Below are 9,474 nucleotides of genomic sequence, written 5' to 3'. Positions count from 1 at the left end.
TACCAGCGTTGTGGATCTAGATTTTTCGCCCGAATTTTCTAAAGCAGTAGAAGAGAAACAAATTGCCGAACAACGCGCTCAAAGAGCCGTCTACGTCGCCCAAGAAGCCGAGCAAGAAGCCGAAGCCAACGTCAACCGCGCGAAGGGTCAAGCAGAGGCGCAACGCCTGTTACGGGAGACGCTCACAGCCGAATTATTGCAGAAACAAGCGATCGATAAATGGGATGGCAAATTCCCGCAGGTAATGGGCGGTAATGGGGCACTTCCCTTTATTAATATCGATACCAATAAAGTCAAATAAATGAGATCGATCTAATTAAAGATCGGTTCGATAACAAATCCCCGACTTCTTGAAGAAGTCGGGGATTTACCTCACTGGTAATATTTCACAATTTGGAGCAAATGACTGACAGCAAATCCGCGTTAGATAGATCGCCAATTTATATCGAAGTCAAAGCATTTCTCAAACTTGCTATTCCCCTCGCTGGCGTTCAACTCGCCCAAGCTGCGATCGGGTTTGTCGATACCTTAATGATGGGCCGGATGGGGCTAGAAACCCTCGCTGCGGGTGGATTAGCCGCCCTGACATTCAGCGTATTTTTGTACACGACTTCAGGTATTTTAATGGGCGTAAGTCCGATCGTCGCGACGGCTTATGGTGCTGGCGATAAGCAGCAAATCGAGCGGATCGTCCGCCAAGGCTGTCTGCTCGTCATGGGGTTAGCCATCCCGATTGGATTCGTCATTGCCAATTTCGACCTGCTGATGCGCCATCTAGGGCAAGCTGAGACGACGGTAGTGTTGGGCAACACCTATCTAGATATCATGGTGTGGGGATTTTTCCCTGCCTTGGGGTTTGCCCTGTTGCGGAGCGTTGTGGCGGCGATGTCTCACACCAAGATTGTGATGGCGATTGCGATCGGTGGGACGATAATTAATATCGTCGGCGACTATGCGCTCGGTTTTGGTAAATTTGGATTTCCCCAACTGGGAATTGCGGGTTTAGCACTAGCGAGCATCTTCGCAATCTGGGCGATGTTTCTATCGTTAGTCGTCTACATTTTCACCCAAAAAGAACTCAAAACCTACCGATTTTTTCGGCAGATCTATCGATATGACATCCAGATTTTAACATCATTAATCCGCGTTGGCGTACCGATCGGCGTTGCCACCGCCTTAGAAATCGGACTATTTACGAGCGTCACTTATCTAATGGGAATATTGGGTACGGAAGTGCTCGCCGCACATCAAGTCATCCTCCAAACGATCGCGATTACATTTATGGTACCGCTGGCAATGTCTTACGCTACAACAATTCGCGTCGGACGAGAAATCGGACAAAATAATTTAGCAGGTGCAACTCGCGCCACATATGTCAGCGCGGCGACTGGCTTAGGATTTATGCTGCTCATGGCAGCAATTTTACTGTTATTTCCCGATCGGATTATCGGCATTTTTATCGACATTAACGATCCAAACAATGCCAATGTCGTCACCTTAGCTACTAAAATGATGACGATCGCGGCTATTTCCCAAATTTTAGATGGCCCTCAAAAGATTATCATTGGTGCTCTCTACGGGTTGCAAGATACTCGCATTCCCATGTTACTCAGTCTCTTTGCCTTCTGGGGCATCGGGTTGACGAGTGGCTATTGGTTGGGATTTCATACCTCACTCGGCGGTAGCGGTTTGTGGATCGGACAATCGATCGGCATTGCTATTTCCGCAGTCATCTTTTGGTGGCGTTTTCATCACTTATTAGAGACTAGGGAGTAAGTTTACTAATGATTGTAGATTCAGTTCTAATCCCAAGTCACCTAATTCATGCTATGGTTGAGATCGATTGGCGATAATCATTCTCACATTTTTTTCATGCTAGAGATTCAGCAATTAGCTGTCAATTACCGTGGCGTGCGTGCTTTGGATCGAATTGACTTCCGGATCGAACCAGGGGAACTGGTGGGGCTAATTGGGCCGAATGGAGCGGGTAAGAGTACATTACTGAAGGCGATGTTGGGACTAATTCCGACTGCCAGCGGTACGATAAAATATTGTACTTGTCCATTGTGTCAGCATTTGGAACGGGTGGCATACGTACCTCAAAGATCTCAGGTTGACTGGGATTATCCGATTACGGTTTGGAATGTGGTGATGATGGCGCGTACTCGTCAATTAGGCTGGTTGCGTCGTCCGGGTGCAGCGGCGAAGGCAATCGTCAATGGGGCACTAGATCGAGTTGGGATGTTAGATCTAAAAGATCGGCGGATTGGGGAGCTTTCTGGTGGGCAACAACAGCGCGTATTTTTAGCCCGCGCCCTCGCTCAACAAGCAGATTTATTCTTATTTGACGAACCATTTACTGGCATCGATAAAAAAACTGAAGCCGTACTTCTGGAAGTTTTTGCCGAACTAAGAACTGCGGGTAAAATTTTGCTAGTTAGTACCCACGAATGGGGAAAATCTTTGAGTCAACTCGATCGAATTTTACTGCTCAACCAAAGCCCGATTGCTTATGGTTCGCCAGCAGAGGTAATGACTCCAGCTAATCTACAACGAGCTTATGGTGTCTCATTTCATCAGCATGACAGTCGAGATCCTGGAGCAGATTTATTCTGTTAATAGATCGCTGTTTCAATTATTAATCCTAAGATGCTAAATTTTCTCGTCGAACCTTGGCAGTATGAATTTATGCGAAATGCGATCGCAATTGGCATTCTCGTCGGAATTTTATGCCCGGTAGTCGGTAGTTATCTAATCGTGCAACGGATGGCATTGTATGGAGACGTAATCGCCCATGCTGTATTACCAGGATTATCACTTTCATTCTTCTTGGGCATCGATATTGCGATCGGGGCGTTTATATCTGGCATCATGGGTGCGGGAACTATTTCCTGGATTCGATCGCAATCGAGAGTCAAAGTCGATGCGGCGATGGCTTTAACCTTTTCTAGTTTCTTTTCAGTCGGAATTATCTTGATTTCTGTACTCAGAAATAATATCGATCTAGATAGTTTCCTCTTTGGCGATATTTTAGGCACTACACCAACCGATATCTATCGAACGGCAAGTGTAACAGCATTAATTATTACAGCAGTTTGCTTATCTTATAAAGAGTTATTGTTCTATACATTCGATCGAACTGGAGCCGAAGCAATGGGTTTACCAGTTAGAGTTATTCATCTGGGATTTATGTCCGCAATCACGCTGACGATTATTGCCAGTATGCAGGCAGTAGGCGTAATTTTAGTGATTTCGCTATTAGTTGGGCCAGCTTTGACAGCATATTTACTCGTAAAAGAGTTACATCAAATGATGATTGTGGGTGCAGTTATCGGTGCGTTTTCAAGTTTGAGTGGAGTATATATTAGTTTTCATCTCAAACATGTGCCATCTGGCCCTGCGATTGTAATTGTATCTTCAGGATTATTTATCCTCGCGTTATTATTTAGCCCCTCTCAAGGTATTCTCACCCAGCGATTTAGATTGCCATCTTAATTAATCGCGCGAGATCTGTATAATTTGATTGCAGAATTGACGACAGTTTCAAGTTCTTTGACCTCCGACTGAAGTGAGATCGTCCCGCTGGTGGCTACCTCCGCATTTGCCTGCAATTTCTTGGTAATAATCCGGACGAGATTGATATCTTCACTAGACAATTTATCGGTCAGTGTTACTACCTCTTTACTGAGTAAACGCATCAGATGTTTGGCTTCGTCGAGCGTTTGAATTGAGTTGCTCACAGACTCCTTCACCTGCTGAACTTGGGTATCGGCATGATTAATCGAATTTTTGACTGCGCCAGCTCGTTTGAGCGAAGATCTCATCTCGGCGATATCTTCTTGTAACTGTGCTTTAGTTAAAGCCAAGCCAGTTTGAATGCCAATTTGTCGCAGCCATTCTACTTCCATTTCTTGCCATTCGCGATAGCCAAAGCATTGATGTACGGAAAGTAGCCCAAATAACTCATTGCGATCGCCGATAATGGGGACAACCATCATTGCTTTAACTGCATTTTTGACCAAATTATCTACAAATTCGGCACCGATGCCAGCTTCGTGGATATTGTCGATCGCGTGGACGCTGCGATGATGGCCTGCTTCGCTGCTGTTGTATACTGCCAAGCACGGATCGGCAAATACCGACCCCAGTAGTGGTGCTAACGCAGGTAAAGTCGATTCGGCATAAACTCTGCCGCTACTTTGGTCGCTAATACTGTAAACGATCGCGCGATCGCCTTTTAAAATAGCTTGAGCTTGAGCCGTTGCTGTTGCCAATACATCGGTGCGAGTGCGACATTGATGAATTTTTTGAGTTGCAGAAACGAGCAGTTCGTTGTAATATTTTTGCCGATCGAGCGATGACTGAATTTTTTGACACTCCGACCATCTGAGGGCGTTATCTACCGCCCAGCCGATCTGACCTGCCATTTGCACTGCAAGCGTTATTTCTTCTGGCTTCCAGATGCGCGGTGCGTCACATTGATGGGCGATCAGCAACCCATACAACGCCCGATCTGGTAGTAATAAGGGTACGACTAAGTTAGCTTTGACTGCAAGTTTGCTCAGGGTCTCGATATGACAATCTGTAATCCTGGCTTCATAGATATTATCGATCGCACTGACTCTTCCTTGACGGTAGCTATCGATATGTCGCGCCTGAAAACAAGGATCGTCGATCCTGGTTGCTTGAGTTTTCGGAAATCCTAGAGCTACCGACTCGGCAACGATTTCGCCCAAGCTCTCTGGCTGTAAACTATATACCACCGCGCGATCGCAGTTGAGAGCTTCTTTAACACTTTCTACACTTGCCTGAAGAATATCTTCTGTTCTGGAGCAGTTATGAATTCTAGAGATCAGATTGGTGAACATAGTTACAGCAAAAGACATCTGAATGGGTTGGGAGCAGATATGCTACATTAACTAGTGTAAACCAGCTAGCAACTTTTTATACATCACGTTCGTGCGGGCAGTTAAGGATCGATCGGCGATAATGCGTCAATGTGCCGATCTGTCAATCCTGGCGACAGCTCTGTATCTGTGAATAATATAACCTATTCTAATTTTTTCACTCAGTATTTACGCAGTTTGTCTTAGTAATCTTACCGATCTGTCGTACTGTTGCTGCGCCGATCGATTTCCAGTTCTGGACATTTCAACGGGTGAGGACTAGCTCCGCTCTGTAACAACCGAGGGATTAATCCCGCAGCCATCCAAATAAATCGCCCAAAGTGAGCTGAAAATCTTTGGCAAATTCAGGCACGGGTAATACATCGATCTCTTCATCAAATACTTGGGTCGATTACCTACGGTAGGCTACGCCAACGATCTGTTGCATCGACAAAAATCGATCGTTCGGCTGGATTTCAATTTAGTTCTATTTTATCATTTTCCTGAAATTAGATCGATCTTTAACCTGTGACATCAATGGGTTGATAAAAGGATAAAATAGCAATAGGGCGATCGGTTAGGTTTTGAACAGATGCCAAAGAAGATTCGTGAATTAAAGCAGATTTTACGCAAATCTGGGTTTGCTGAGATAGCCGGAAAAGGCAGTCATACGAACTGGACTCATCCTAATTATGTTGGTAAACTGACCGTTTCTGGTCAAGATAGTGCAGATGCTAAACGTTATCAGGAAAAGGATGTGAGTCTGGCAATTCAAGAGGTCGAACAAGCAAAAATTCTGGAGGAAGAGAATGAACCTAACGAAGATGAAGTATGAAATGACGATCGCGTGGTCTGAAGAAGACGATTGTTATTTAGTTGGTTTCCCAGAATTTCCCGGTCAAAAATGGCGGACTCATGGCGATACTTATGAGACGGCGGTGAATAATGGTGTTGAGGCTTTAGAGTCCTTAATACTTGCTTATGAAGCCAGTGGTGAGTCTTTACCAGAACCAAAAACTATTGCTGCAACAACGCCAGGATGATTCAGAATGACTCAAATTAATCAAAATATTTTTGAAGATCTGGGTTTCTCGGCGGAGGAATCAGAAAATTTGAGAGTTAGATTATCTACGGTACGCTACGCGAACGGATTTGATGATTAGTCTGCGAAAGTTAATTCGAGTCTCCACGGGAGAGGCTTTTGCTAAGGCAAAGGCTTCGCCAACGCCAACGAATCAATGGAGTTTAGAGGAAGCAGCATTACAACTAAAAACAACGATCGATTGTGTGGAAGAATTGTTAGCAGGAAAGATCGATCGGTTTCAAATAGAGCCATTAATTACGATGTTAACTCATGCTGGAATGAAGGTTCGCGTTGAAATTGTCATAGCTTAGATTCGGCTGCCATACATGTATTCCTGAAGATCTTCTAGTGGCGCATCAAAATTATCAGACATCTCGAACATGCCCTGCATGGCGATTTCGATCGGCTACGTTCAAAGTCGAGTTAAAAAAGCCCATCAGTTATTTCAATCTTCACGAAATGAGGAAGATAATTTACTCAAACATTTTCAAGCCATTACCAAAGGAATTAAAGAACTCAAACTCAATCGATCGAGAAGAGCCGATTTTTCTGCCAATCATCTCGGTAGTAGTGTATCGAAACTCCGTCAGAAGAATACTACAGCAATGAAAAGTATGGCGGTAGCGAATAGTTTAGGGCAATTCGCGCAGTTCCTAACTTTAGGATTTACGATAACATCGTCCCAATCGAGATGCTAAAAAACCTCATCATCGCCACCCAGACAGAGAGCAGAAAATGAATGACAATGAAAATTCTCTACCAAAAGAACTAGAAAAAGGATTTTTACTCGGCCCGATTAGCATGACATTAGAGCCAGGAACAGTGACTTTCCTCGTCGGTGGTAATGGTAGTGGTAAATCAACTTTAGCTAAATTAATTACTGGTTTATATCTGCCTCAATCTGGAGCGGTTTATCTCAATGATAAGTTAATCGTCGAGCGCGACTTAGAATGGTACCGCCAGCATTTTTCAGCAATCTTTAGTGACTTTTATCTATTCGAGCAATGCTTGGGATTCGATCGGATAAATCTCGATCGAGATGTAGAACAATATTTACGAGAGCTACAACTAGATCGTAAAGTCACAGTTAAAGATGGCACATTATCGACAATTAATCTCTCCCAAGGACAGCGCAAACGACTCGCATTACTTACTGCTTATCTCGAAGATCGCCCGATTTACTTATTCGATGAATGGGCATCCGATCGAGATCCATTATTCCGCGATCTGTTTTATAAAGAGATTCTCGGCAAGCTCAAAGCAAGAGGTAAAACAATCCTAGTTATCAGTCACGACGATCGCTATTTTCACCTCGCAAACCAAATTATTAAACTCGATTATGGTACGATCTCTCCAAAAGTTTGCTTTCAAGCAGAGCTAGTTTAAAAAGTCGATACCATCCTAAGACAGATCTTCGGGATCGTTTTTTTCGATCCGGTTGGGGAGCGGTTGACGGGATGGTTGGAGGCTTTGGAGCATTTCGGCAATTTGGAGATTTTCCAAAGACAGATGTTTGGCTTCGCGGAGCTTATGCCATACGGAACGAGACATCAAGAGGCTGTGTTTGACGCGGACTGCGCCGATTTGTTGGAAGTATTCTTCGCGTTCGGGTTGATAGTCGGCGGAGACTAGTCTGAGCGGCTGATTGGGGAGATATTGACAGGCTCTGGCTAGTTGTGCCATCAGCTCTGGATAGAGCCAAGTATAGGCGGGATGAACGGTCAATTCGGCTTGATGAGTTTGAGGCTCTTCACTTACCGACGATTGCCGATCTTGATTTAAGGATAGCCGATAATACCCGATCGCGGCTTTGCGTTGGGTTTCAAAGACGTAATTACTTACCGATTGCTTTTGTTGGAGCCATTCTTTGACTTTGCCTACCATCGTTTGGACGAGGTTAGTTTTAAAGTCATGGATTTGCCGATCGAATACTTGACGTAATAGCGGCGGCATCGATACTGTATCTAGTTGGTAGATCAGTTGCGCGTCGGTATTTCTGACGGGGAGGAGATTGGGTAAATCTGGTTCGCGTTGTGCTAGTTCTTGGAGTAATTCGGGGGCAATTTCCCAATATGTTAGGTGCGCCAGCGGTTGGAAGCCATTTTGACGGTAGAGAGCCAGAGCCGGATTATCGTTGATATCTACTTCGAGTACCCAAGTACTCGCATCGACGATGTGCTCGAAGCAATGACGTAATAATTGAGAGCCGATGTCAGCTTTGCCTGTGACTTCTTCTGGGGTTCCGGCTTGACGATCGATCGATACCCATTCTACATGCCAAGTACTGCGAGTGCGATTGAATGGCGAGACGCTGATGAGTCCGCGCACTTGTTGTTCGCATTCAGCTACGAGTAGAGCGCGGTCGGTAATACTGGGAGTGGGGATAATATTCAGAAATTGAAATGGTGCGTACCAGCGGCTCATCTGTCTGAGCAATTGGTCGATCTGAACTTTTACAGCCGGGTCGGGAATTGTTGCTTGTTGACATAAGCTGGCGATCGCGTCAATATCTCGATATTGCAATGGACGAACGATCGTCCGATCTTTAGATCCATTAGTCGCAGCCATTGTATATCCCTTGTCAACCTAGAGGTCTATCTTAGTATAACATTTCCTACTAAATTGATTTTGGTATTTGAATGCTAGCAAAATTCCCGTTAGAGATCGAGAGCTAAATTGTTTCAGTCATTCCCCTTTGCAGGGAGTGTGAGCGAGCAAAATTGAAATTACTGAAAACTACTAACTAACCTGGAGCGGTTACTTTTTGGCGAGAAGTGCATTCATGCCATCGAGTACGGCTTTCAAGCCTTCTCCAGCTTTGGCTTTATCTGGAGTTGCCGATCCCATTGCGGTTTTGACCATTTTAATCCCACTTTCGATCGCGGGGTAGCTAGAACCAGCTTTGGCTTTGAGGATTGGCTCTACAGCAGGTAGCAGCGCGCTAAATTTATCAAATTGAGCTTTGGCTTTAGTCATATCGCCACTTTTAACAGCGGTATTTGCCATTACCAATGCCGTTTTGACGGGAGTCAATTGAGCTTTTTCGGCTGCGGATAAAGCACCACCAGCGGCTGCGGGAGTGGTAGCTGCGGGAGTGGTAGCTGCGGGAGTAGTTGCAGCAGGTTCGGTAGTAGTGGTAGTACTAGTACTGGTAGTAGTAGCAGGAGTGGTTTCTGCTGTTTTATCTTTTGTGCCACAACTGGTAATAGTTAAAGCAGCACTCAGACACAAAGCGGTTAATAAACTGCTGGCTTTGAATGTAGTTGATTGAATAGACATGTGGGTGTTTTGGTAAAGTTTATGGTGGACTTGACATTCACATGATAGCGTGGAAATAGGGACTAGTGACTAGTCACCGTTCTAGCTATCTGTGGGAGCATGACTGAGGGTTCGCTACCGATAGTTCCCCACCCTTAATTCAGGAGCTTGCGCCCCTGTTCTTTTATTAATATGGATCGACCACAGACTTGGAGCGATCGCTTTGAAGGTACTCTACATCCATCG

The 9,474-nt window shown here is 44.9% G+C and carries 11 protein-coding genes and 1 pseudogene; 9 read left to right on the top strand and 3 right to left on the bottom strand.

What is annotated here, in order from left to right:
* The 4 genes and pseudogenes from RMO79_RS04880 to RMO79_RS04865 all read left to right on the top strand — a co-directional run.
* Nucleotides 1–301: pseudogene (locus tag RMO79_RS04880) on the top strand (prohibitin family protein); the annotation flags it as partial.
* Nucleotides 302–402: 101 nt separating this feature from the next.
* Entirely contained in the window at nt 403–1,776 is a 1,374-nt protein-coding gene (locus RMO79_RS04875) for an MATE family efflux transporter (protein WP_310481934.1), read from the top strand.
* 96 nt (nt 1,777–1,872) lie between these two features.
* Nucleotides 1,873–2,619 carry a metal ABC transporter ATP-binding protein gene (locus RMO79_RS04870; RefSeq protein ID WP_310481933.1) on the top strand — a complete coding sequence of 249 codons (747 nt, stop codon included), beginning with the start codon at nt 1,873–1,875 and terminating at the stop codon, nt 2,617–2,619.
* 30 nt (nt 2,620–2,649) lie between these two features.
* Nucleotides 2,650–3,495, top strand: coding sequence for a metal ABC transporter permease (locus tag RMO79_RS04865; RefSeq protein WP_310481932.1), 846 nt, complete (start codon nt 2,650–2,652; stop codon nt 3,493–3,495).
* Here RMO79_RS04865 and RMO79_RS04860 read toward each other — a convergent pair.
* On the bottom strand, nt 3,492–4,868 hold the full coding sequence (locus RMO79_RS04860) for a GAF domain-containing protein (RefSeq protein WP_310481931.1): 1,377 nt from the start codon (nt 4,866–4,868) through the stop codon (nt 3,492–3,494). The two genes, RMO79_RS04865 and RMO79_RS04860, sit on opposite strands and share 4 nt — an antisense overlap.
* A gap of 610 nt (nt 4,869–5,478) precedes the next feature.
* On the opposite strand from RMO79_RS04860, the gene RMO79_RS04855 reads away from it, so the two are divergent.
* The 5 genes from RMO79_RS04855 (at nt 5,479) to RMO79_RS04835 (ending at nt 7,356) form a co-directional block, all read left to right on the top strand.
* Nucleotides 5,479–5,721 carry a type II toxin-antitoxin system HicA family toxin gene (locus RMO79_RS04855; RefSeq protein ID WP_310481930.1) on the top strand — a complete coding sequence of 81 codons (243 nt, stop codon included), beginning with the start codon at nt 5,479–5,481 and terminating at the stop codon, nt 5,719–5,721.
* Nucleotides 5,696–5,929 carry a type II toxin-antitoxin system HicB family antitoxin gene (locus RMO79_RS04850; RefSeq protein ID WP_310481929.1) on the top strand — a complete coding sequence of 78 codons (234 nt, stop codon included), beginning with the start codon at nt 5,696–5,698 and terminating at the stop codon, nt 5,927–5,929. Before RMO79_RS04855 ends, RMO79_RS04850 begins: the two co-directional genes overlap by 26 nt.
* A gap of 112 nt (nt 5,930–6,041) precedes the next feature.
* Entirely contained in the window at nt 6,042–6,281 is a 240-nt protein-coding gene (locus RMO79_RS04845) for an XRE family transcriptional regulator (RefSeq protein WP_310481928.1), read from the top strand.
* Nucleotides 6,282–6,350: 69 nt separating this feature from the next.
* Nucleotides 6,351–6,668: a hypothetical protein gene (locus RMO79_RS04840; protein WP_310481927.1), complete on the top strand. Its 318-nt coding sequence runs from the start codon at nt 6,351–6,353 to the stop codon at nt 6,666–6,668.
* 37 nt (nt 6,669–6,705) lie between these two features.
* Nucleotides 6,706–7,356, top strand: a complete 651-nt coding sequence (locus RMO79_RS04835; RefSeq protein WP_310481926.1) for an ATP-binding cassette domain-containing protein — start codon at nt 6,706–6,708, stop codon at nt 7,354–7,356.
* A 15-nt stretch (nt 7,357–7,371) separates the two neighbouring features.
* Here the strand turns inward: RMO79_RS04835 and RMO79_RS04830 are convergent, their stop codons facing one another.
* Nucleotides 7,372–8,538, bottom strand: coding sequence for a GNAT family N-acetyltransferase (locus tag RMO79_RS04830; protein WP_310481925.1), 1,167 nt, complete (start codon nt 8,536–8,538; stop codon nt 7,372–7,374).
* A 189-nt stretch (nt 8,539–8,727) separates the two neighbouring features.
* Complete coding sequence (locus RMO79_RS04825; RefSeq protein ID WP_310481924.1) at nt 8,728–9,249, bottom strand: hypothetical protein; 522 nt, start codon at nt 9,247–9,249, stop codon at nt 8,728–8,730.
* Nucleotides 9,250–9,474: the final 225 nt, after the last annotated feature.

The organism is Chamaesiphon sp. VAR_48_metabat_403, assembly GCF_031422475.1.
Lineage (GTDB): Bacteria > Cyanobacteriota > Cyanobacteriia > Cyanobacteriales > Chamaesiphonaceae > Chamaesiphon.
This window is presented reverse-complemented; position numbering and strand designations above follow the sequence as displayed.

Coding starts and splice junctions, on each gene's coding strand:
- RMO79_RS04865 (WP_310481932.1), top strand. CDS start 2,650: ATGCTAAATTTTCTCGTCGAACCTTGGCAGTATGAATTTATGCGAAAT.
- RMO79_RS04830 (WP_310481925.1), bottom strand. CDS start 8,538: ATGGCTGCGACTAATGGATCTAAAGATCGGACGATCGTTCGTCCATTG.
- RMO79_RS04835 (WP_310481926.1), top strand. CDS start 6,706: ATGAATGACAATGAAAATTCTCTACCAAAAGAACTAGAAAAAGGATTT.
- RMO79_RS04855 (WP_310481930.1), top strand. CDS start 5,479: ATGCCAAAGAAGATTCGTGAATTAAAGCAGATTTTACGCAAATCTGGG.
- RMO79_RS04860 (WP_310481931.1), bottom strand. CDS start 4,868: ATGTTCACCAATCTGATCTCTAGAATTCATAACTGCTCCAGAACAGAA.
- RMO79_RS04825 (WP_310481924.1), bottom strand. CDS start 9,249: ATGTCTATTCAATCAACTACATTCAAAGCCAGCAGTTTATTAACCGCT.
- RMO79_RS04850 (WP_310481929.1), top strand. CDS start 5,696: ATGAACCTAACGAAGATGAAGTATGAAATGACGATCGCGTGGTCTGAA.
- RMO79_RS04870 (WP_310481933.1), top strand. CDS start 1,873: ATGCTAGAGATTCAGCAATTAGCTGTCAATTACCGTGGCGTGCGTGCT.
- RMO79_RS04845 (WP_310481928.1), top strand. CDS start 6,042: ATGATTAGTCTGCGAAAGTTAATTCGAGTCTCCACGGGAGAGGCTTTT.
- RMO79_RS04840 (WP_310481927.1), top strand. CDS start 6,351: ATGCCCTGCATGGCGATTTCGATCGGCTACGTTCAAAGTCGAGTTAAA.
- RMO79_RS04875 (WP_310481934.1), top strand. CDS start 403: ATGACTGACAGCAAATCCGCGTTAGATAGATCGCCAATTTATATCGAA.